Origin of the sequence: Bradyrhizobium sp. CCBAU 65884, from assembly GCF_028128835.1 — a bacterium.
Lineage (GTDB): Bacteria > Pseudomonadota > Alphaproteobacteria > Rhizobiales > Xanthobacteraceae > Bradyrhizobium > Bradyrhizobium ottawaense.
The window spans coordinates 58,911-79,185 of record NZ_LBJU01000005.1 but is presented as its reverse complement, the minus strand read 5'-3'; the positions used below and the strand labels follow the sequence as shown (position 1 = coordinate 79,185).

The 20,275-nt window shown below is 65.0% G+C and carries 20 protein-coding genes and 1 tRNA gene; 11 read left to right on the top strand and 10 right to left on the bottom strand.

Annotated elements, in window-relative coordinates:
- Positions 1 to 22: 22 nt before the first annotated feature.
- The gene (locus XI03_RS00520) at positions 23 to 1,288 is read right to left on the bottom strand and encodes a TRAP transporter large permease (RefSeq protein ID WP_028144739.1); all 1,266 of its coding nucleotides are present in this window, start codon (positions 1,286 to 1,288) and stop codon (positions 23 to 25) included.
- On the bottom strand, positions 1,288 to 1,911 hold the full coding sequence (locus XI03_RS00515; protein WP_038946713.1) for a TRAP transporter small permease: 624 nt from the start codon (positions 1,909 to 1,911) through the stop codon (positions 1,288 to 1,290). Before XI03_RS00515 ends, XI03_RS00520 begins: the two co-directional genes overlap by 1 nt.
- A 216-nt stretch (positions 1,912 to 2,127) precedes the next feature.
- Between XI03_RS00515 and XI03_RS00510 the strand changes: the two genes are divergently transcribed.
- Complete coding sequence (locus tag XI03_RS00510) at positions 2,128 to 2,820, top strand: GntR family transcriptional regulator (RefSeq protein WP_028144737.1); 693 nt, start codon at positions 2,128 to 2,130, stop codon at positions 2,818 to 2,820.
- A gap of 117 nt (positions 2,821 to 2,937) precedes the next feature.
- On the opposite strand, the gene XI03_RS00505 is transcribed toward XI03_RS00510, so the two are convergent.
- From XI03_RS00505 to XI03_RS00495, 3 genes are read right to left on the bottom strand one after another with little or no spacing between them, the layout of a single operon-like run.
- Positions 2,938 to 4,296, bottom strand: a complete 1,359-nt coding sequence (locus XI03_RS00505; protein ID WP_018323135.1) for a TRAP transporter large permease — start codon at positions 4,294 to 4,296, stop codon at positions 2,938 to 2,940.
- Positions 4,293 to 4,847 (bottom strand): TRAP transporter small permease, encoded by a 555-nt coding sequence (locus tag XI03_RS00500; protein ID WP_038946715.1) that lies wholly within the window; start codon positions 4,845 to 4,847, stop codon positions 4,293 to 4,295. Before XI03_RS00500 ends, XI03_RS00505 begins: the two co-directional genes overlap by 4 nt.
- Positions 4,844 to 5,866: a TRAP transporter substrate-binding protein gene (locus tag XI03_RS00495; protein WP_028144735.1), complete on the bottom strand. Its 1,023-nt coding sequence runs from the start codon at positions 5,864 to 5,866 to the stop codon at positions 4,844 to 4,846. The genes XI03_RS00500 and XI03_RS00495 overlap by 4 nt, the downstream gene beginning before the upstream one ends.
- 332 nt (positions 5,867 to 6,198) lie before the next feature.
- On the opposite strand from XI03_RS00495, the gene XI03_RS00490 reads away from it, so the two are divergent.
- Complete coding sequence (locus tag XI03_RS00490; protein WP_271591001.1) at positions 6,199 to 6,444, top strand: pentapeptide MXKDX repeat protein; 246 nt, start codon at positions 6,199 to 6,201, stop codon at positions 6,442 to 6,444.
- A gap of 108 nt (positions 6,445 to 6,552) precedes the next feature.
- Here XI03_RS00490 and XI03_RS00485 read toward each other — a convergent pair whose 3' ends face one another.
- Positions 6,553 to 6,900, bottom strand: a complete 348-nt coding sequence (locus tag XI03_RS00485) for a DUF6481 family protein (RefSeq protein WP_028144734.1) — start codon at positions 6,898 to 6,900, stop codon at positions 6,553 to 6,555.
- Positions 6,901 to 7,166: 266 nt separating this feature from the next.
- Between XI03_RS00485 and XI03_RS00480 the strand changes: the two genes are divergently transcribed.
- The 4 genes from XI03_RS00480 (at position 7,167) to XI03_RS00465 (ending at position 8,992) form a co-directional block, all read left to right on the top strand.
- Positions 7,167 to 7,403: a hypothetical protein gene (locus tag XI03_RS00480; RefSeq protein WP_271591000.1), complete on the top strand. Its 237-nt coding sequence runs from the start codon at positions 7,167 to 7,169 to the stop codon at positions 7,401 to 7,403.
- 77 nt (positions 7,404 to 7,480) lie between these two features.
- Positions 7,481 to 7,711 carry a hypothetical protein gene (locus XI03_RS00475; protein ID WP_271590999.1) on the top strand — a complete coding sequence of 77 codons (231 nt, stop codon included), beginning with the start codon at positions 7,481 to 7,483 and terminating at the stop codon, positions 7,709 to 7,711.
- 187 nt (positions 7,712 to 7,898) lie between these two features.
- The gene (locus XI03_RS00470; protein ID WP_028144731.1) at positions 7,899 to 8,690 is read left to right on the top strand and encodes a hypothetical protein; all 792 of its coding nucleotides are present in this window, start codon (positions 7,899 to 7,901) and stop codon (positions 8,688 to 8,690) included.
- Positions 8,681 to 8,992, top strand: a complete 312-nt coding sequence (locus XI03_RS00465; RefSeq protein ID WP_271590998.1) for a hypothetical protein — start codon at positions 8,681 to 8,683, stop codon at positions 8,990 to 8,992. The genes XI03_RS00470 and XI03_RS00465 overlap by 10 nt, the downstream gene beginning before the upstream one ends.
- A 52-nt stretch (positions 8,993 to 9,044) precedes the next feature.
- Here XI03_RS00465 and XI03_RS00460 read toward each other — a convergent pair whose 3' ends face one another.
- Positions 9,045 to 9,218: a hypothetical protein gene (locus tag XI03_RS00460; protein WP_271591010.1), complete on the bottom strand. Its 174-nt coding sequence runs from the start codon at positions 9,216 to 9,218 to the stop codon at positions 9,045 to 9,047.
- Positions 9,219 to 9,464: 246 nt separating this feature from the next.
- On the opposite strand from XI03_RS00460, the gene XI03_RS00455 reads away from it, so the two are divergent.
- Together XI03_RS00455 and XI03_RS00450 are read left to right on the top strand one after the other, a co-directional pair.
- Positions 9,465 to 9,626, top strand: a complete 162-nt coding sequence (locus XI03_RS00455) for a hypothetical protein (RefSeq protein WP_162832224.1) — start codon at positions 9,465 to 9,467, stop codon at positions 9,624 to 9,626.
- Between the two features lie 283 nt (positions 9,627 to 9,909).
- A complete protein-coding gene (locus XI03_RS00450; RefSeq protein WP_028144729.1) occupies positions 9,910 to 10,128 on the top strand; it encodes a hypothetical protein in 219 nt (72 codons plus the stop codon).
- A 152-nt stretch (positions 10,129 to 10,280) separates the two neighbouring features.
- Here the strand turns inward: XI03_RS00450 and XI03_RS00445 are convergent, their stop codons facing one another.
- On the bottom strand, positions 10,281 to 10,508 hold the full coding sequence (locus XI03_RS00445; RefSeq protein WP_028144728.1) for a DUF2171 domain-containing protein: 228 nt from the start codon (positions 10,506 to 10,508) through the stop codon (positions 10,281 to 10,283).
- A 116-nt stretch (positions 10,509 to 10,624) separates the two neighbouring features.
- Between XI03_RS00445 and XI03_RS00440 the strand changes: the two genes are divergently transcribed.
- Entirely contained in the window at positions 10,625 to 11,911 is a 1,287-nt protein-coding gene (locus XI03_RS00440) for a hypothetical protein (protein WP_271590997.1), read from the top strand.
- A 33-nt stretch (positions 11,912 to 11,944) separates the two neighbouring features.
- On the opposite strand, the gene XI03_RS00435 is transcribed toward XI03_RS00440, so the two are convergent.
- Together XI03_RS00435 and XI03_RS00430 are read right to left on the bottom strand one after the other, a co-directional pair.
- Complete coding sequence (locus XI03_RS00435) at positions 11,945 to 12,172, bottom strand: hypothetical protein (protein ID WP_157158010.1); 228 nt, start codon at positions 12,170 to 12,172, stop codon at positions 11,945 to 11,947.
- Positions 12,173 to 12,316: 144 nt separating this feature from the next.
- Positions 12,317 to 12,393 (bottom strand) — tRNA-Arg (locus tag XI03_RS00430).
- Between the two features lie 408 nt (positions 12,394 to 12,801).
- Between XI03_RS00430 and XI03_RS00425 the strand changes: the two genes are divergently transcribed.
- Both XI03_RS00425 and pbpC read left to right on the top strand, forming a co-directional pair.
- Positions 12,802 to 18,006, top strand: a complete 5,205-nt coding sequence (locus XI03_RS00425) for an alpha-2-macroglobulin family protein (RefSeq protein WP_271590996.1) — start codon at positions 12,802 to 12,804, stop codon at positions 18,004 to 18,006.
- Between the two features lie 134 nt (positions 18,007 to 18,140).
- Complete coding sequence (gene pbpC / locus XI03_RS00420) at positions 18,141 to 20,249, top strand: penicillin-binding protein 1C (protein WP_038970279.1); 2,109 nt, start codon at positions 18,141 to 18,143, stop codon at positions 20,247 to 20,249.
- Positions 20,250 to 20,275: the final 26 nt, after the last annotated feature.

Below are 20,275 nucleotides of genomic sequence, written 5' to 3'. Positions count from 1 at the left end.
TCGGGCTTCCTTTTGAACGGGCCTATTTGATGAGGATCAGCGAGAGCGACGGATAGAGCGAGAGCAGCACGAGGAGGACGCAGGAGATGACGAAGAAGGGCAGCGTCACCATGAACATCTTGCCGGGCTTGGCGCCGGTGACGGCGGCCGCGACGAAGAAGCAGAGCCCGACCGGCGGCGACAGCAGGCCGAGCACGAGATTGATGACCACCACGACGCCGAAATGCCGGGGATCGATGTGATAGACCTCGGTTGCAACAGGCAGCAGGATCGGCACCGTCATGATCAGGCCGGGAATGCCGTCGATGACCGTGCCGATCACCAGCAAGATGACGTTGCAGATCAGCATGAAGCTGACCGGGTCTTTGGCAGCCGTCTGGATCCAGGCAGCCGTCTCCTGCGGCACCTTGCCGAAGATCAGGACCCAGGAGAACACGGCGGCGGCCGCGACCAGGAACAGCACGATCGCCGAGTAGATCGCGCTGCGCAGCATCATCTGCGGCAGCTGCGAGAACTCGAACTCCCTGGTCCAGTATTTTCCGACGAGTGCGGCAGCCACCGCGCCGACGGCGGCGGATTCCGTCGCATTGGCAAGGCCGCTCAGAATCGTGCCGACGATGACGACCGGGATCAGCAGCGTCGGCGACGTCCGCAGGATCGTCATGACGCGCTGGCGCGGTGTCTGATAATCCGCACGCGGATAGTTGTAGACATAGCCCATCAGCGCGATGACGAGGCAGAACATCACGGTGAGGATGACGCCCGGCACGATGCCGGCGATCAGCATGTCGCTGACCGAGACCTGCGCGAGCACGCTGTAGACGACGAACATCACCGAGGGCGGTATGATCGGTCCGAGCATGCCGCCATAGGCGGTCAGTCCCGCCGCAAACGTCTTGTCGTAACCCTTCTTCTCCATCTCCGGCACCATGATCTGGGCCATGATCGCGACCTGTGCGGTCGCCGATCCCAGGATCGAGGAGATGAACATGTTGGCGAGGATGTTGACGTAGGCGAGCCCGCCTTTGAGCGAGCCGACGAAGGCCATCGCCATGTCGACGATGCGCCGTGTGATGCCGCCGCCGTTCATGATCTCGCCGATCAGGATGAAGAGCGGGATGGCGATCAGGCCGTAGCTGTCGACGCCGCCGAACAGCTGCAGCGGATAGGACTGGAATAGCACGGGATTGCCGGATGCCGCGATGTAGACGAGCCCGGCGAGGCACAGGCAGAGGCCGATCGGCACGCCGACCAGCATGAAAACCATAAAGGCCGCTGACGTGATCATCAGTTGACCCCGTCGAGCTCGGAGAGCTGGAAGCCCTTTGGCGGCACGCGCGGCACCAGCCCGAGATCTTCCAGCAAATTGGCGAGGCCGTGAACGGTCATCGACACCGCGAAGATCGGCAGCGTCAGGTAGAGCACCCAGGTCGGCCAGTTCAGCGTCTGCGTGTGCTCGGTGTAGAGGAAGTTGAAGGTTTCGGCCGCGAGCTTGCGCCCGTCGAAGCCGGCGCGGGCGAGGCCAACCGGATCCATCCAGAGCATGCAGGTGACGATCAGGGCGGCACCGAACACGACGACGAGGCCGGTCGAGATCACCTTCGCGATCTTCTGGTGCTGCGGCGAAAGACGTTCCGTCAGCATGGTCACCGCGAAGTCGAGCCGCAGGCGCGTCATCGCGGAGGCGCCGATGAAGGTCAGCCAGACCACGCAATAAACAGCGGATTCGTCGATCCAGTAGATCGGAAAGCGCGCGTAGCGGGTGACGACGTTCACCAGGATCAGGCCGGTCAGCACGTACATCAGGCCCATCAGCGCAAGGCGCTCCACGGCGAGCAGGGCGCTGGAGGCGCGAATGACCATCCGTCGAACGCTGAACGCGCGGTTGGCCGGGATCGTCTGCTCGATCATGAAAGAGGCCCCACACCCCGAAAATTGTCGTGCTATCGACAAATGTATAATTTATACAATTTGGGTGTCAAACGGAGATTGGGGTCATTTCGGCGGCAGGCCGCGCTTTTGCTGGGCACGCCGCTTTGCGGGGCACCCGGCTTTTGCTGGAGCGCCCGACATGCAAGAGAGAGACCGCTTCGGCCGGACGAGTCGGGAAGGACAACAGAAGGTCAGATGAAACAGCCTCTGAAGCATCGCACCCTGTCGGCCGCGATCGTCGACCAGCTCAGGCAGGCGATCCTCGACGGTACCTATCCGGCCGGATCGCAGTTGCGGCAGGATGCCCTTGGCGAGGCCTATGGCGTCAGCCGCATCCCGGTGCGCGAGGCGCTGTTTCAGCTCGAGGCCGAAGGCCTGGTGCGGATTGTTCCGCAGAAGGGCGCCATCGTCTCCGAGCTGTCACTGGACGAGATCAACGACGTCTTCGATCTGCGGCGCATTCTGGAGCCGCGCCTCCTGGCGCAGTCGGCGCCGCATTTCACTGCTGACGATTTCGACGGGCTCGACGACATCCACAAGAGTTTCGAGAAGGCGATCAAGGCGCGCAATGTCAGCGAATGGGGCCAGCTCAACGCCGACTTCCACATGGCGCTCTATGTTCACGCCCCGCAGCCGCGCACGCGCGCAATCGTGCTGTCGCTGCTCCAGACCAGCGACCGCTACACGCGGCTGCAGCTCTCCAACACCAAAGCGATGGGGACGGCCGAAAAGGAGCACGCCCATATGATCGCGCTCTGCCGCGCGCAGAAGGTCGAGGAGGCCTGCCGCTTCCTGGAGCGGCACATCGAAGCCGTGCGCAAAGATCTGTTGCAGGTGGTGGCCGGTAGCGTGGTCGCGCCGAAGGTGCGGCGGAAGACCGAGCCGTAATCGCTGCACGCGTAGGGTGGGCAAAGGCGCATCGCGCCGTGCCCACCATGTCTCCGTGATCATCGACAGGTGGTGGGCACGCTGCGCTTTGCCCACCCTACGGCACCTGTGACGCCGTTACCTGCTCCCGTCCGGCCCCATCACCAGATCCGGCAGCCCGGTCGAAATCGCCGGGAAGAAGCACAGCAGCAGCACTGCCAGCATCATCAGCAGCACGAAGGGTAGCGTGCCCCAGATCACCTCGCGCAAGGGGATGTCCGGCGCGACGTTGCGGATGACGAAGATGTTGAGGCCGACGGGCGGATGGATCAGCCCCATCTCCATCACGATGGTCATGACCACGCCGAACCAGATGATGTCGAAGTTGGCGGCACGGAGCGGCGGCAGGATGATCGGTGCCGTCATCAGGATGATCGAGACCGGCGGCAGGAAGAAGCCGAGCACGACGACCATGACGAGGATCGCGAACAGCAGCTCCCAGCGCGGCAGGTGCATCGCGACGATGGATTCGGCGACCGATTGCGAGATGTGCAGATAGCTCATCACGTAGGAATAGAGCAGCGACATGCCGATGATCATCATCAGCATGGTCGATTCCCGGATCGTCGACTTCATGATGGGCGCAAGGTCGCTCGGCCGCCACACGCTGTAGATCGCCGCGATCAGCGCCAGTGCCAGCAGGCCGCCGAGGCCGGCGGTCTCTGACGGCGTGGCGTAGCCGCCATAGAGCGCGATCATCACGCCGGTGAGCAGCAGCACGAACGGGATCACGCGCGGCAGCACGCTGAAGCGTTCGGCGAGCGTGTATTCGTCGCGGGCGAGGATCGCTGCTTCCGGGCCGCCGTTCTTGTAGATCGCTTCTGCGGCGGCATATTCCTGGCGGAAGCGGATCACGGCGTAGGCGCCGAACAGCGAGACCAGCAGCAGGCCGGGGCCGATGCCGGCGAGGAAGAGCCGTCCGAGCGATTTTTCGGCTGCGACCGCGAACAGGATCATGGTGATCGAGGGCGGCAGCAGGATGCCGAGCGTGCCGCCGGCAGCGATGATCCCTGCGGCAAAGCCGCCGGAATAGCCGCGCTTGCGCATCTCGGGAATGCCGGCCGAGCCGATCGCCGAGCAGGTCGCAGGCGAGGAGCCCGCCATCGCCGCGAACAGCGCGCATGCGAACACGTTGGCAACGCCGAGCCCACCGGGAACGCGATGCAGCCAGGCATGCAGGGCCGAATAGAGATCCTGGCCGGCGCGCGACTTGCCGATCGCGGCGCCCTTCAGGATGAAGAGCGGGATCGACAACAGCGTGATCGAGGCCATTTCCTCATAGACGTTTTGCGTCACCGTATCGAGGGACGCCGCCGGCATGTAGATGCCCATGAACACGACCGCGACCGCGCCGAGCGCGAACGCAATGGGCATGCCCGAGAACATCACGAGCAGCGTCGCAACACCGTAGGCAACGCCGATACCGAACACGCTCATGGCCGCTTGGCTCCGGTAAACGGCAGCGCAAGCTGCACGAGGATCTGGATGCAGAGCAGGCTCATGCCGAACGCCATCAGCGAATAGGGAATGGCGAGCGGCGGCGACCACATCGAGTTCGAGACCTGGCCGTCGACATAGGCCTCGTGGGCCAGTGTCCAGGACTTCCAGGTGAAGAAGGCGCAGAACAGAAACGTGGCGGCATCGACCAGCCAGAGCCTGATCCGGTTCGCGAGCGGCGAGAGCAGGCCGACAAAGGCCTCGATGCCGATATGGCCGCGGTTCTGCTGCACGTAGGCGGCCGTCATGAAGGTCGCGCCGACCAGCAGGAACACGGCGGCCTCGTCCTGCCAGTAATTGGCGGCCTTGAACAAGGCGCGGCTGAGCACGCTGTAGCTCAGGATGGCGCAGGCCGCGACCAGCGCGATCGCGGCGAACACCACGATGATGCTGTTGAGGATGGCGAGACCACGATCGATCGCTGCCGCAAGGCCTGTCCTTGCGGCCGCGCTGGTTTGATCGTCACGATCCGGAAGCGGACCGTGGCTCATGCGGCGACGTCGGTGGCGAGCTTGAGCAGGTTCGCCGAGGTCGCGGTCTTGGCGCTGTAGTCCTTCCAGGCGGTGTCGCGGGCGATGTCACGCCACTTGCCGACGGTCGCGGCGTCGAGCACCGAGACCTTGGCGCCGGCCTTCTCGTAGACCTTGGCGACCTCGACGTCGTCGTCCTGCGCGCCCTTGCGGCCGAAGGCCTCGAGCTCGGTGCCGACCGCGAGCAGGATGTCCTGCTGGTTCTTCGGCAGCTTGTCGAAGATCGCCTTCGACATCATCAGCGGCTCGAGCATGAACCAGTAGGAGGCACCTGCGCCCGAGGTCAGGGACTTGGCGACCTCTTCCAGACGGAACGAGATCAGGCTGGTCGAGGAGGTGATGCCGGCATCGCAGGCGCCGGTCTGCATCGCCGCGTAGATTTCGTTCGAGGGCACCGACAGCACCGAGGCGCCGGCGGTCTGGAGCACCATGTCCATCTCGCGCGAGCCGCCGCGCACCTTCAGGCCCTTGGCGTCTTCCGGCGCGACGATCGGCTTGGAGCGGCTGGCGACTCCGCCGGCCTGCCAGACCCAGGAGAGCAGGATGATGCCCTTGTCGGCGAGGAAGTCGGTCAGCGCCTTGCCGACCGGCTCCTTCTTCCAGCGCAGGCCCTGGTCGTAGGTGGTCACGAGGCCGGGCATCAGGCCGATATTGGTCTCCGGCAGCTCACCGCCAGCGTACGGCATCGGGTAGAGGCTGATGTCGAGCGCGCCCTTGCGCATCGCGGAGAACTGCGCGTTGGTCTTGATCAGCGAAGAGTTCGGATAGATCTCGGCGGCGATGTCGCCGTTGCTGCGCTTACTGACTTCGGCAGCGAACATGCGGCAGAGCCGGTCCCGGAAATCACCTTTGTCGATGGTGCCGCCCGGGAACTGGTGCGAGATTTTCAGCGTGGTCGCGGCCTGCGCGGTGCCGGTGCCGAAGCGGAGAATGGCGGGTGCGGCGACCGCGGTCGCGAGCAGATGGCGGCGCGTGAGCATGGTGTGATCCCTTTGAACGTTTCTTCGAACGGTTCTTGTTGGCGTGATTTGGGCGGGTCATGTGACCGGCACGTAGGCCCATCCTAGCCGGTCTTTCACCCGATATTCTCTCATCTGATAGTTCGAGACCGAATGCCACGGCAAGGGGGTGGCCGTGCTGCGCTGCACACATCCTCTTACCGCCGCAGGCTCTGGACTCCCCCGAACGTCGGATCGCAGCGGGCTCGTCAAAAATTTATCGGCGGCGGGGTAACAATGCGGGACTCGCTTCCGTCGAGATTGAATAGCGGCGTCCGTCGCTGACAAACACCATCTCGAAGGGAAGATGATCCATGACCATTCGCACCCGTATCGTGCTCGGCGTCTCCGCTGCCGCTCTCTCGCTCGGCCTCGCGCTCGCGCCGGCCGCCTTTGCTCAGGACAAGATGGGCAAGGATGACGGCATGATGAAAAAGGACACGATGTCCAAGGACGGCATGATGAAGAAGGACAACATGTCCAAGGACGACGGCATGAAGAAGGATCACATGTCGAAGGACGGGATGAAGAAGGACGACGGGATGATGAAGAAGAACTGATCTTCGACTGTGGTCCGCAGCAGACGGACGTGCGTCGAAAATCCAGGGGCGGTCACGTGGACCGCCCCGGATAGTCAGTTCAAATTCAGTTGAACGCGACCGTGAATGCTACTTGCGCTTGGCCTTGCGGGCGGCGTAGCGGGCGTCGCGCTTGGCCTTCTGCTCGGCCTCGACTTCAGCCTGCTTGGCGACCGCCTCCTCCGCCTCGCGGGCGATCCGGGCTGCCTCCGCGGCTGCGGCTTCTTCGGCGATACGCTTCTGCTCGGCCTTTTCGGCCTCGCGCGCTGCCTTTGTCTCGGCGCGCTTGGCCGCGAGGGCCTCGCGCTCGGCGCGTCGTGCCGCGACCGCCGGATCGTCATGACCCGGTTGCGACTTGAATTTGTTCAAAAGATTTTTGCGTGCTTCCTGCGCCGCCTTTTGTCGGTCGGAGAAGCCTGGTTCCCTGAATCCACTCATCGAACGAACCTTGTCTTCCTCACTTTCAGCCCTACATCACTGCGTGTTGGTACGTCGGCTGGGCATAGCGGGCGCCACGCGACGCAGAAGCGTGTACATCGGCGCGCGTCGCGAAGCCACCCATAATCGCAGCCGATCAGGTAGACGAAAAATCGTCGCCCCGACGATCTCGTAGCCCGGAAAAACTGCCGAATTGTGATGTCCCTCATAAGGGAGCACGAGGGGCGACGCCTAGCGTCCGCCCCGATACGAGACGGAGCACGGGCATGACGATCTTCCGCTTCCGCCAGAAGGCGCTGGCAATCGCCTTGGCTCTGATAACCGTGGCCGGCGCCGCGCTGCTGCTCGCTCGTCCCCAGCCCATCGAGAGCGCCGTCCTGGGGGCCGACTGGGAATGCACCCAGACCGCGTTCGTGCTCACGACCTGTGCACCGCGGCTCCAGCAGGCGATCCCGGCGGTCGAAACCTCGCGCAAGGATGCGATCCGGGCGACCCGAGGCTGAACCTGACGAGCTGGACCGATCGGGATGTGACGGGACGTCGCAGAGGTGGTAAGCCGGCGCCCGCACGGTAGGTAGCCATGTCCACGTCCAAGCTCGAGTCCAAGCCCGAACCGGGCGAGAAGCCGAAATCCCGGCTGAAGCCTCGATCCGGCGATAACCGCCGCGGCGCGATCGCCGGCTTGATCATCGCGATCCTGATCCTCGGTGTCGGCTGGTGGCTCGCGCGGGACCTTACCGCGGCCAGCAAGATGCAGGACTGCCTGATGTCCGGGCGGAGCAATTGCAACGTGATCGAGCCGGCCCGCTAGAAGCGCTCCAGCGCGGCCCGTCGAGCCGAAAAATTGCCGTGATCTTAATCATTTGTAACGCGACTTAGCCGAACAAAGCAGGTCAGCTATGTCAGCCGGCATCAAGCCGAGCGCGATCCGAATCGTCTATCGCGCCAGGCACCACGGCAATTGCGAGAGCAATCGAAAGAGTAGGGGTCAAGCACGCATGAGTGCGTCCAGCCGCATGAAGATCATCATTTCCTTGGTTTCGGCCATGTCGTTGCTCGCGCTTTCGGCACAGGCCCAGGACGCCAGGCCGTCCAGGGACGCGGGGCCGTCGAGGGATGCCGGCCAGCCTCCGGCCCGCCCGGGCGCAGGAGCACCGGCTCCGGACAGTCAGAACATGCGCAGGGGCCCGCCGCCGCAGCAGGCGGCCCGACCCGCGCCGCAGCCCGGTGGCCAGCCCCATGCTGGTCCCGGCCAGCACAGCGCCGGCGGCCCGCCGCCGGGACGCTATGTCGCCCGTGGTCCCGCTCCGACGCGCGACTGGGGCGGACATGCCTATCGTGGCAATCGCTCCTGGGATGGCGGGCGCTGGCGCCACGAAGTCCACAACGGCCGCTCCGGCTGGTGGTGGGACGTTGGCGGCGTCTGGTATTATTATCCGCAGCGGATGGCCGGCCCGCCGGCCTACATCTCCGAGGAATATTACGACGACGTGCCGGTGGCCTATGCCCCGCCGCCGCCTCCGGTCGCCTATGCACCGCCACCTCCGCCGCCGCCGGCTGATCCCGGCGCGAGCGCACTTGGCGGCGCCATCGTCGGCGGCGTGCTGGGCGGACTGATCTCGGGCAACGCAACAGGGGCTGCCGCGGGCGCGGTCCTCGGCGGCGCGACCGGAGCCATCGCCGGTGCCACCGCCGCATCCCAGCCGGGCTACTACTGGGCGCAGGGCAATTGCTACTACCGCTATCCGGACGGGCAGTACGTGGCGACCGATCCGCGAGCGTGCCGCTAAGGCACTGGTCGCATCCTGACCTGAAAGAGGCGAGCGAAAGCCCGCCTCTTTTTGTTCTGGTGCCGTCAACCGATTGTCTCGATGGGTATGTCGGCGCGACGTTCGGCGGCGCACAACAACTGCCTCAAAATAGCACTGGCGCCCGGTGCCGCTTCACGCGATTCTCAAAAGAAAAAACGTTGGGAAAACGATTCGCGGGGACGTGGGACATGCTGGATGCAATCCAGATCAGCTTGGCGCTTTGGGCCATGATCGTTTGCGGCGGGATCAAGCTGGGGCAGATGCTGCACTGCCTGTTCTAGCGAACGAAGCCGGCCGCGAGCCTTGCTCGCCAACGCGACGGATCGCCCTGCGTCACACGAGCCAGTTGAAGAACGCAATTGCGCCCCAGACCAGGCCGGCGATCCAGGCCAGCATCACGATGCCGATGGTCCCGAGATAGGCGATGCCGAGCAGGTCGGTCCTTTGTCGTCGCGTCGGGACGTTGGCCGGAGCTGCTGCTTCTTGTGTCATGACGGGAAATACCATCGATGCCTCCGCGTGCTGCTGGAGCGTCGAAACATGGTTTAACCGAGATACAGGTCGCGGACTGTGACACAATTCACAGATCGCCTGGATGATGCCCAGCCGAATGGCTTCGCAATCAGCGCATGCGTGCAGTGAGGCAATCGTGCCCGAGCGTTTGCCTCGGTCCGGGAGACGCGGACGTTACCCCGCAATCATACGGACGAAATTGCCATGGGCTTGTCCAGATGGCCGGCTAGAGTCGGTCGCATGTATACCAAGTACGACCCACAGCACGAAGCGGAGGCCGCGATGAAGCGGGCCGCGGCATCGGAAGGTGCCGACCGGCAAAGGCTGATCCAATTGGCTCTGGCCTGGCACGAGCTGGCCCGCGACCGGCGCGATGAGCGGGCGGACTGCGGGCATTCTTAGGGGAATTTCGCGTCAGACGATGACGGGCCGAACTCGGCCGGCCGGCTGATCTGCATGAGAAAGCCCCGTGCTCGGGGGACAAGCACGGGGCCCTTCAAAGCCGACCGGGGCTGGCAGGTCGGCACCACTTGATTTCAAGCCATCCAACGTGCCGGTCGTGATCTCGTTCCATGCCGCTGCTCATTTTGTTGTGCCGTGTTCGATACGCCTGGCATTGCGCAAGGCGACCCGCCTCGCTCGCGCTCGAACAGGAACCTCCGTTCCCCGCGGACGTTGGCCGTCCATGACCGACCCCGAGTTACGCGCACAGTCCTTCGACATTGCCTGGAAATATCTCGACCGATCCGGCTTGCTCACAGGCGAACACGAGGACTCCGCTCGCTTCATCCTGAACAGGATCGATCGGTTGATGCTGCGAGGAGAGCGCCGCAGGCTGTTGTTGTCGAACGCTGCGATCGACGCCTACCTGCTGCGGCCGACGCTCGTGCCCATGGATACGTGAATGGCGACGTGATCGATCCGACGAAACGCGACGTTAAGAAATGCGCCGCGCCGACATTACGATTACGATTCGTGCTTTTGGAACGAAGCGGAGTCGGATCGTGAACAAACAAAAAGCCCCCGAAGGGGCTCAATGTTCAGGGGGCTCAATGTTCAGGCGGCTTCCGTCTTCGGTACGGCGTCGGCGTTCATTGAAAGCTTGACGACATCGCCTTCGACGGCGCCGACATATTTCATGTCGATGTAGTGATGATGGTCCTTGTGACCTTCCGGGCTGTCCTTCCGCGTCAGCTTGATGCGATTGCCCTCGACGCGGTCGACGGTGCCGACATGTGCGCCGTCCTTGCCGATGATTTTCATGTGCTCTCTGATCTCAGACATGTTGTCCTCCTTGCACCGTCTCAACGGCCAGGATCGTTGTTCGTTGCAGCAGGCGTGCGTTGGACCCAAGGCGATTTCCGCACGTTGACGTCCGATCGGATCTGCCCAAGACGCGCATGGAGACTATTCAGGCCTATCTGGAACGGAAGCACAGGGAACTCGGGCTGTTGAATGACTGCCTGAGCCATCGGCTCGATCTGACGCGTCCGCGATCGGTCGACGAGGTCGTCAGGTCCAAATTCCAGATCACTGCGGCGCTCAGGGCAGAGCACGAGCTGCACGAGTGGAAGGCAACGGAAACAGCTTGGTCGCACAGCGCCGATCCCGTCAGCGGGCCCTTCAAGTTCAGTTACGATTACCAGCGGGCCGATCTTACGGTGCGCGGTCCTTCCTTCTATGAGTTCGAATGCGGCTGCATGAGCGCGGCGATCTATACTGCCTCGGGCATGGCTGCGATCTCCGCCGTCCTGCTGGCCTCCGCGCAAATCGTCGAGAAGGCTGATTTGCTGGTGCTTCCCGGCTCCTATGGCGAGACGCTGGAGCTGATCCGGGGCCTTGTTCCTCATTTGCGGCTCGTGGCTTTGAGGCCGCCGTTGGGTGATGCGTTTGCTTCGGCGAATTCGCCGAAAATTCTGCTTTTGGATTCCTGCTCCCGCGCCGGCGCTTTTGAGGCGGCGATCCGAAGCGACGGCTCGGGTCTCGATCTCGTGATTTTCGATACGACATGCTTCGCGGGCAGCTCGGGCCGGATCCGGCGCGTCCTGAGCTGGGCCCGGCGATACGGAATTCCACTGGTGCTGGTGCGAAGCCACAACAAGCTCGATTCGCTCGGGGCGGAATATGGCCGCCTGGGCTCGGCGGTTTTCGTGCAGGGGAATAATGACCAGCAGCGGGCAGGGCGGCCTGAATGGACACGTCTCGCGGCCGAAACCCGCAACGCGGTGCGATTGCTCGGCGGCGCGGCGTTGCCGGCGCACTTCCCGCCCTTTGTCGGCAGCGCGGTCTACTGGGCCCTCACAAAGAGGCGTGTTGCGGCGATCCTGCGCAACGGCCGCAGCATGGCCCGCCATTTTGCTGCAACACTCCCGGCACTCTCTGCCGAACTCCATTTCGCCCACGGTCTCTATGTCACCTTGCGGGGCAGGAGCCCTCTCGACGAGGCGAGCGCGCGGCAGGCCGCCGAGGACATGAGCAACGAACTGCGCGCCGAGGGCCTCCCGATTCGCCATGCCGGCAGCTTCGGTTTCGACTTCGCCGCGACCGAGTGGTTTCACGACGCGACCACGGACCAATACAGCGTGCGGGTGGCGGTCTCGGACTTGCCGACGGAGGTCTGGGATGATCTCACCGCGGCGATTGCGCGATGGTGGCACGTTCGTCAGTCGGCAGGTGGCCGAGGATGAATGTCGTCGCTTGCGCGGAAGAGGGCGCCTCGATCAGTCGATAGCCAGGCAGTGCTCCAAGGCCGGCTTTTCGCTGTTATCGCGGCTGGGACGCGCCCACTCCTGAACGGCGAAGGAAAGGTGATGCTGGCCCATGGCGGCGCCAATGATCGATGCTTGAGCCACCTTGATGGGCCTGGTGACCACACTGGTGTTCACAACGCCTGCGTCGATTGCCAAAAACGACATTGCGACGATCGCCACCGCAGATGCGATGGCCATTCTCGTCCATTCGGCAGGAAGCATCGGAGTCCTTAACGCGGGCGCAATTCGCCCGCCGCTTACATAGGGCTGATCGGCACGGTTCAAAGGCCCGCGTATGGTTACCCACGCGTTCGTGAAGGGCGGTGGATTTCGAAATGAGACTGGCGATCCCAGCAGGACTCGAACCTGCAACCCGCGGAGTAGAAATCCGCTACTCTATCCAGTTGAGCTATGGGACCGTCGCTGCGCCAGCCTCCGTTTGGAGGCCGGCTGGTTCATCTACCATGCCAAATATGAAAAATATCGTCTTTCGCCAAGTCTGAACCGAACCGTTTTCCTCAGAGCCGCGACAAAGCGAGACGGTGGCATGTCAGGGTGCCGGGTTGAGCGGCAGCGGACTGGACGATGGATCACATCGCCGGGAACGCTGGCCAGCTTCCGGGATGTGGCCGCCGGTCGACGGGTCGGGTATCGCTGCGCCATCAGGACGGTGTGAGCGGCGGTATCTTGATCGGTCTCCTCTGGGCTTGCCTTTCCATGGCGAATGCGACGAATTGCACCTTTGGTTCCATCGCCTTGAGTCCGTCACCTTTCCGCGCATTTCATGCTGCCCGCGGGCGGCTGTCCGCGATTTCCGGGAGTCCATCATGATCGGTCTTGTTCGCGCCGTCACACTCTGCGCCACGCTGGCGCTCGGCCTCGCCGCCGCGCATGCCGCGGACAAGGCGTTCAAGCGCGACGACCTCGCCGATTCCGCGATCAAGCTGGAGGCCCAGATCAAGAGCGAGGCCGGGCCGGTCGCCAAGTCCAACGCGACGCTGCGCACCGACGCGGACGCCGCCTTCCGGCGCAATGATTATCGCACCGGCCTGTCGGTGCTCGGCCAGATCGCCGCGACCACGCCGGAGGACGCCGCCAACTGGCTACGGCTTGCCAAGGTCATCTTCCAGATATCGCCGAAGAGCTCGAGCGAGCAGACCTTCCTGCTGGAACGCGCCTCGACCGCGGCCTACATCGCCTACCAGCGCGCCGGCAATGCCGGCGAGGAGGCCGACGCCCTCGCCGTGCTCGGCAAGTCGTTGTCGGAACGCAAGCTGTGGCGGCCGGCGCTGGATTCGCTGCGGCTGTCGCTCGACATGCGCGAGGTCGCCGACGTCCGCGGCCAGTATGAGAAGATGCGCGACGAGCACGGCTTCCGGCTGCTCGACTATACCGTGGACTCGGATTCGGCGAGCCCGCGCGCCTGCTTCCAGTTCTCCGAGGAATTGGCAAAACGCACCGACTTTGCGCCGTTCCTGGCGCTGGCGGGCCAGGACAAGCCGGCGCTGTCGACCGAAGGCAAGCAGCTCTGCGTCGACGGGCTGAAGCACGGCGAGCGCTACAACATCAGTCTGCGCGCCGGCCTGCCGTCCACCGTGAAGGAGGGGCTGCCGAAATCGGCCGAGTTCAACGTCTATGTGCGCGACCGCAAGCCGTTCGTGCGCTTCACCAGCCGGGCCTATGTGCTGCCGCGGACCGGCCAGCGCGGCATTCCCGTGGTCAGCGTCAACACGCCCGCGGTCAACATCAACGTGTTCCGGATCGGCGACCGCAATCTGATCAACACTGTGGTCGACAGCGATTTCCAGAAGACGCTGTCGAAATACCAGCTCTCCGATCTCGGCGGCGAGCGCGGCGTGAAGGTCTGGACCGGCGAGCTCGCAACCGCGATGACGCTGAACCAGGACGTCACCACGGCCTTTCCGGTTGACCAGGCGCTCGGCGAGCTTCAGCCGGGCGTCTACGTGATGACGGCCGCCGCCAAGGGTCCGGGCTCGGACGACGATTACCAGCTCGCCACCCAATGGTTCATCGTCTCCGATCTCGGGGTGTCAGCCTATTCCGGCAATGACGGTATCCACGTCTTCGTGAACTCGCTGGCCTCGACCGATCCGGTCGGCAAGGCCGAGGTGCGGCTCGTTGCCCGCAACAACGAGATCCTGGCGACGCGCAAGACCGACGACAGCGGCCATGTGCTGTTCGAGGCGGGCCTTGCGCGCGGCGAGGGCGGCCTGTCGCCGGCGATGCTGACGGTCACGGGCGAGAAGGCCGATTATGCCTTCCTCAGCCTGAAGTCCTCCGCCTTCGATTTGTCCGATCGCGGCGTCTCAGGCCGCGTGGTGCCTGCAGGCGCCGATGCCTTCGTCTATGCCGAGCGTGGTGTGTACCGCTCCAGCGAGACCGTCTATCTCACCGCGCTGTTGCGCGACGGGCAGGGCAATGCCGTCAGCGGCGGGCCGCTGACGCTGGTGATCGAGCGCCCTGATGGCGTCGAATACCGACGTGCCGTGCTCGCCGACCAGGGCGCCGGCGGCCGTACGCTGTCCGTGCCGCTCAACTCGGCCGTTCCGACCGGGACGTGGCGGGTGCGCGCCTTCACCGACCCGAAAGGCTCCTCGGTCGGTGAGACCACTTTCATGGTCGAGGACTACGTTCCTGATCGGATCGAATTCGACTTGTCCGCCAAGGACAAGCTGATCAAGGCTAGCGCTCCAGTGGAGCTTAAGGCGGACGGCCATTTCCTCTATGGCGCGCCCGCGTCCGGCCTGCAGCTTGAAGGCGACATGCTGGTCGCGACCGCGAGCGAACGTCCGGGCTTTGCCGGCTACCAGTTCGGCGTCGCCGACGAGGAGACCACCTCCAACGAGCGCACGCCGCTTGAGAATCTGCCCGAGGCCGACGCCAATGGCGTTGCGACCTTCCCGGTGACGCTGGACAAGCAGCCGGCTTCGACCCGTCCGCAGGAAGCCCAGATCTTCGTCCGCATGGTGGAGACCGGCGGCCGCGCCGTCGAGCGCAAGATCGTGCTGCCGGTGGCGCCCGCGACCGCCCTGATCGGCGTCAAGCCGCTATTCGGTGACAAGAACGTCGCCGAGGGCGACAAGGCCGAGTTCGATGTCCTGTTCGTCTCGCCCGAGGGCGAGAGGTTGCGCCGCGACGGCCTGCGCTACGAGCTCCTGAAGATGGAGTCGCGCTACCAGTGGTATCGCCAGAACAATTACTGGGAGTACGAGCCGGTCAAGTCGACCTCGCGCGTTGCCGACGGTGATGTGACCGTTACGGCCGACAAGCCGGCGCGGATTTCGCTCACTCCCCAGCCCGGCCGCTACCGTCTCGATGTGAAGTCGAACGACGCCGATGGCCCGGTGACCTCGGTGCAGTTCGACGTCGGCTGGTATTCCGACGGCAGCGCCGACACGCCGGACCTCCTGGAGACCTCGATCGACAAGCCGCAATATTCCTCCGGCGACACCATGACGGTGTCGGTCAACGTCCGCAGCGCCGGCAAGCTGACCGTCAACGTGCTCGGCGACCGCCTGCTGACGACGCAGACGATCGACGTCAAGGAAGGCACTGCCCAGGTGAAGCTCCCGGTTGGTAAGGACTGGGGCACAGGTGCTTACGTGGTGGCGACGCTGCGCCGCCCGCTCGATGCCGCTGCCCAGCGCATGCCGGGCCGGGCGATCGGGCTGAAATGGTTCGGCATCGACAAGCAGGCCCGCACCTTGCAGGTCAAGCTGTCGCCGCCGGCGCTGATCCGGCCCAACGCAACGTTGAAGATCCCGGTCAAGCTCGACGGACTCAATCCGGGCGAGGACGCCAAGATCGTCATCGCCGCGGTCGATGTCGGCATCCTCAACCTCACCAATTACAAGCCGCCGGCGCCGGACGATTACTATCTCGGCCAGCGCCGCCTGAGCGCCGAGATCCGCGACCTCTATGGGCAGCTCATCGACGGCATGTCCGGCACGCGAGGCCAGATCAAGTCCGGTGGTGACGCTGGAGCTGCCGAGCTGCAGGGTTCGCCGCCCGCGCAGAAGCCGCTGGCGCTCTATTCCGGCATTGTCACGGTTGGTTCCGACGGCAGCGCGGAAGTCAGCTTCGACATTCCGGAGTTCGCCGGCACCGCGCGCGTGATGGCGGTGGCGTGGACCGCGACCAAGCTTGGCCGCGCCAACACCGATGTCGTGATCCGCGACCCCGTCGTGCTCACCACGACCCTGCCGCGCTTCCTGCTCAATGGCGACCACGGCACGGTCAACCTCGAGATCGACAATGTCGAGGGACAGGCCGGCGACTACGTCATCAACGTGAAGACCGGCGGCCCGGTGAAGATGACGGGCAATCCCGCCACCACGGTCAAGCTCGCCGCCAAGCAGCGCAATTCGTTTGCGCTGGCGATCGACGCGACCGCGGCCGGGCAGGCGACGCTGGACGTCGACATCAGGGGGCCGAACGGGCTGACGCTGGCGCGCCATTACGCGTTCGACGTCAAGGCGGCGACGCAGGTCCTGGCACGGCGGTCGATCCGGACGCTGGCGAAAGGCGAGAGCCTGACGCTGACCTCGGACATGTTCTCCGACCTCGTGCCGGGCACCGGCAGCGTCTCCGTTTCGGCCAGCCTGTCGACCGCGCTCGATGCGGCGACGATCCTGAAAGCGCTCGACCGTTATCCGTATGGCTGCTCGGAGCAGATCACGAGCCGCGCGATGCCGTTGCTCTATGTCAACGACCTTGCTGCCGGTGCGCATCTGGCCATGGACACCGAGGTCGATCAGCGCATCCGCGACGCGATCGAGCGGCTCTTGGCGCGTCAGGGTTCGAACGGCTCGTTCGGCCTGTGGTCGGCCGGCGGCGACGACGCCTGGCTCGACGCTTACGTGACGGACTTCCTGACCCGTGCCCGTGAGAAGGGTTTTGCGGTGCCGGACGTCCTGTTCAAGAACGCGCTCGACCGTGTCAGAAACTCCGTCGTCAACGGCAACGAGCCGGAGAAGGACGGCGGGCGCGATCTCGCTTACGGCCTCTATGTGCTCGCACGTAACGGCGCAGCGCCGATCGGCGATCTCCGCTATCTCGCCGACACCAAGCTCAGCAACCTCGCAACCCCGATCGCGAAGTCGCAGCTCGCGGCGGCGCTCGCTCTGGTCGGCGATCGCAACCGCGCCGAACGCGTGTACGGCGCCGCGCTCGACAGCCTCGCGCCGAAGCCCGTGCTGGAGTTCGGCCGTACCGACTACGGCTCGCAGCTTCGCGATGCGGCGGCTTTGGTGTCGCTTGCCAGCGAAGGCAACGCGCCGAAGGCGACGTTGACGCAGGCGGTGTCGCGGGTCGAGACCGCGCGCGGGCTGACGCCCTACACCTCCACGCAGGAGAATGCATGGCTGGTGCTGGCGGCGCGCGCGCTGGCCAAGGAGAACCTGTCCATGGAAGTGGACGGTCAGCCGGTCAAGACCGCGCTGTACCGCAGCTATAAGGCCGCGACGCTGGAGGGCAAGCCGCTGAAGATCACCAATACCGGCGATGCGCCGGTGCAGGCGGTGGTCTCGGTGTCGGGCTCGCCGGTGACGCCGGAGCCGGCTGCATCCAACGGCTTCAAGATCGAGCGCAACTACTTCACGCTCGACGGCAAGCCGGCCGACATCAGCAAGGTCAAGCAGAACCAGCGCTTCGCGGTGGTACTGAAGATCACCGAGGCCAAGCCTGAGTACGGCCACATCATGGTGTCCGACTATCTGCCGGCAGGCCTTGAGATCGACAACCCGAAGCTGGTGTCGTCGGGCGACAGCGGCACGCTGGACTGGATCGAGGACGGCGAGGAGCCCGAGGATACCGAGTTCCGCGACGACCGCTTCACTGCGGCGGTCGATCGCGCCTCGGATTCGAAGTCGGTCTTCACCGTCGCCTATATTGTGCGCGTGGTCTCGCCCGGCAAATACGTGCTGCCGCAAGCCTATGTCGAGGACATGTACAATCCCTCGCGCTATGGGCGGACGGGCACGGGAACGGTCGAGGTGCGGCCGGCGAAGTGAGTGCTGATGGGATGAGCGCAGCGGAGCCACATACTCAGTCGTCATGCCCGGGCTTGTCCCGCCTGCGCGGCCGAAGCCGCTTCGGCGCGGCGAAGGCCCGGGCATCCACGAACTGCGGCGCGGCCGGCAAGGGCGTGGATGGCCGGGACAAGCCCGGCCATGACGGAGTCCGGGGCAGGGGCCTTCGTATCCTCTCCGGCGCTGCTCTCACCCTCATCCTCGCCATCGTCGGCTTCGTGACCTGGGTCTACTCGCTCGGACCTCTCCCGCTCGACGAGGCCCGGCACGTGTCCACTACCATCGTCGACCGCAACGGCAAGCTGCTGCGGGCCTACGCCATGGCCGACGGCCGCTGGCGGTTGCCGGTCGATGCCAAATCCAGCGTCGACCCGACCTATCTGAAGCTGCTGTTCGCCTATGAGGACCAGCGCTTCTACGCCCACAACGGGCTCGACCCGCTCGCACTCGGGCGCGCCGCCTTGCAGCTGGCAACGCGCGGCCACATCGTCTCAGGCGGCTCGACCATCAGTATGCAGCTGGCGCGACTGATGGAGCCGCGGCGGCAGCGCTCGCTCTACGCCAAGCTGCGGCAGATGGTGCGCGCGATCGAGATCGAGCGCAGCATGAGCAAGGAGCAGATCCTCGACCTCTATCTCGCGCTGGCGCCTTATGGCGGCAATCTCGAGGGCATCCGCGCCGCCTCGATCGGCTATCTCGGCAAGGAGCCGAAGCGCCTGTCGCTGGCCGAAGCCGCGCTGCTGGTCGCGCTGCCGCAATCGCCGGAGACGCGCCGCCTCGATCGCCATCCGGAGGCCGCGCGCAAGGCGCGCGATCGCGTGCTCGACCGCATGGTCGAGGAGCATGTGGTCAGCGCAGACGACGCAAGGCAGGCCAAGGCCGTGCCCGTGCCAAGACTGCGCAGGCCGATGCCGATCCTGGCGCCGCATGCGTCCGACACTGCGCTGTCGACGGTCAAGGATACGCCGGTCATCAAGCTGACGCTGGATGCGAATTTGCAGAAGGTGCTGGAGCCATTGGCGCGCGACCGCGCCATTGCGCTCGGGCCGAACATCTCCGTCGGCATCATCGTGGTCGACAACGAGAGCGGCGACGTGCTCGCACGCGTAGGGTCGGCCGATTACTTCGACGAGAGCCGGGCAGGGCAGGTCGACATGACCCGCGCGATCCGCTCGCCGGGCTCGACGCTAAAACCCTTCATCTACGGGCTCGCCTTCGAGGACGGTTTCGTCCATCCGGAGAGCCTGATCGACGACCGGCCGGTCCGCTTCGGCTCCTACGCGCCGGAAAATTTCGACATGACCTTCCAGGGCACGGTGCCCGTGAGGAAGGCGCTGCAACTCTCGCTGAACGTGCCCGCGATCGTGCTGCTCGACCGCGTCGGCTCCAGCCGACTGGCCTCGCGGCTCCGGCAGGCCGGCGGGAATCTGGTTCTGCCTAAGGACGAAGCGCCGGGGCTCGCCATGGGGCTCGGCGGCGTCGGCGTGACGCTGCAGGATCTCGCCCAGCTCTATACGGGCTTTGCCCGCCTCGGCACCACCAAGCCGCTGCGCGAGGTGATGGCTGACAAGGACGACCGCGAGCCGCTCCGGCTGCTGGACCAGGTCGCGGCCTGGCAGGTCGGCAACGTGCTGCTGGGCACGCCGCCGCCGGAGAACGCCGCTCACAACCGTATCGCCTTCAAGACCGGCACCTCCTATGGCTATCGCGACGCTTGGTCGGTCGGGTTCGACGGCCGGATGACCGTCGGCGTCTGGGTCGGCCGGCCCGATGGTGCGCCGGTTCCGGGCCTGATCGGGCGCGTCGCCGCCGCTCCGATCCTGTTCGATGCCTTCGCCCGCACCGGCAAGACGCTGGCCGCCTTGCCGAAGCCGCCAAGGGGAACCCTGGTTGCCAGCAACGCCAAGCTGCCGCTGCCGCTGAAGCGGTTCCGCCCGGTGGGGGAACTGGTGCGGACCGGCCGTGAGCAGGCGCTGCATATCCAGTTTCCGCTGAATGGCTCGCGGATCGACGTCGATCGCTCCGGGGGGCAGGAGAGCGCCGCGATGCCGGTCAAGGTCGCTGGCGGCGTGCTGCCCATGACTGTCATGGTTAACGGCACGGCGCTCGGCGAGATCGATGGCCGCCGCCAGCGCCTGATCGATCCGCCCGGTCCGGGCTTTGCGCGGCTCACCGTGATCGACGCCACGGGCGCCGCGGACACAGTCGTCATTCGAATTCAATGACCCTGCCTCAAGCGGTTGTGGCGATG

Bases quoted from the DNA above. Each gene is read 5' to 3' on its own strand.
- XI03_RS00520 (WP_028144739.1), bottom strand. From the start codon at position 1,288: ATGATCACGTCAGCGGCCTTTATGGTTTTCATGCTGGTCGGCGTGCCG.
- XI03_RS00515 (WP_038946713.1), bottom strand. From the start codon at position 1,911: ATGATCGAGCAGACGATCCCGGCCAACCGCGCGTTCAGCGTTCGACGG.
- XI03_RS00510 (WP_028144737.1), top strand. From the start codon at position 2,128: ATGAAACAGCCTCTGAAGCATCGCACCCTGTCGGCCGCGATCGTCGAC.
- XI03_RS00505 (WP_018323135.1), bottom strand. From the start codon at position 4,296: ATGAGCGTGTTCGGTATCGGCGTTGCCTACGGTGTTGCGACGCTGCTC.
- XI03_RS00500 (WP_038946715.1), bottom strand. From the start codon at position 4,847: ATGAGCCACGGTCCGCTTCCGGATCGTGACGATCAAACCAGCGCGGCC.
- XI03_RS00495 (WP_028144735.1), bottom strand. From the start codon at position 5,866: ATGCTCACGCGCCGCCATCTGCTCGCGACCGCGGTCGCCGCACCCGCC.
- XI03_RS00490 (WP_271591001.1), top strand. From the start codon at position 6,199: ATGACCATTCGCACCCGTATCGTGCTCGGCGTCTCCGCTGCCGCTCTC.
- XI03_RS00485 (WP_028144734.1), bottom strand. From the start codon at position 6,900: ATGAGTGGATTCAGGGAACCAGGCTTCTCCGACCGACAAAAGGCGGCG.
- XI03_RS00480 (WP_271591000.1), top strand. From the start codon at position 7,167: ATGACGATCTTCCGCTTCCGCCAGAAGGCGCTGGCAATCGCCTTGGCT.
- XI03_RS00475 (WP_271590999.1), top strand. From the start codon at position 7,481: ATGTCCACGTCCAAGCTCGAGTCCAAGCCCGAACCGGGCGAGAAGCCG.
- XI03_RS00470 (WP_028144731.1), top strand. From the start codon at position 7,899: ATGAGTGCGTCCAGCCGCATGAAGATCATCATTTCCTTGGTTTCGGCC.
- XI03_RS00460 (WP_271591010.1), bottom strand. From the start codon at position 9,218: ATGGTATTTCCCGTCATGACACAAGAAGCAGCAGCTCCGGCCAACGTC.
- XI03_RS00455 (WP_162832224.1), top strand. From the start codon at position 9,465: ATGTATACCAAGTACGACCCACAGCACGAAGCGGAGGCCGCGATGAAG.
- XI03_RS00450 (WP_028144729.1), top strand. From the start codon at position 9,910: ATGACCGACCCCGAGTTACGCGCACAGTCCTTCGACATTGCCTGGAAA.
- XI03_RS00445 (WP_028144728.1), bottom strand. From the start codon at position 10,508: ATGTCTGAGATCAGAGAGCACATGAAAATCATCGGCAAGGACGGCGCA.
- XI03_RS00440 (WP_271590997.1), top strand. From the start codon at position 10,625: ATGGAGACTATTCAGGCCTATCTGGAACGGAAGCACAGGGAACTCGGG.
- XI03_RS00435 (WP_157158010.1), bottom strand. From the start codon at position 12,172: ATGGCCATCGCATCTGCGGTGGCGATCGTCGCAATGTCGTTTTTGGCA.
- XI03_RS00425 (WP_271590996.1), top strand. From the start codon at position 12,802: ATGATCGGTCTTGTTCGCGCCGTCACACTCTGCGCCACGCTGGCGCTC.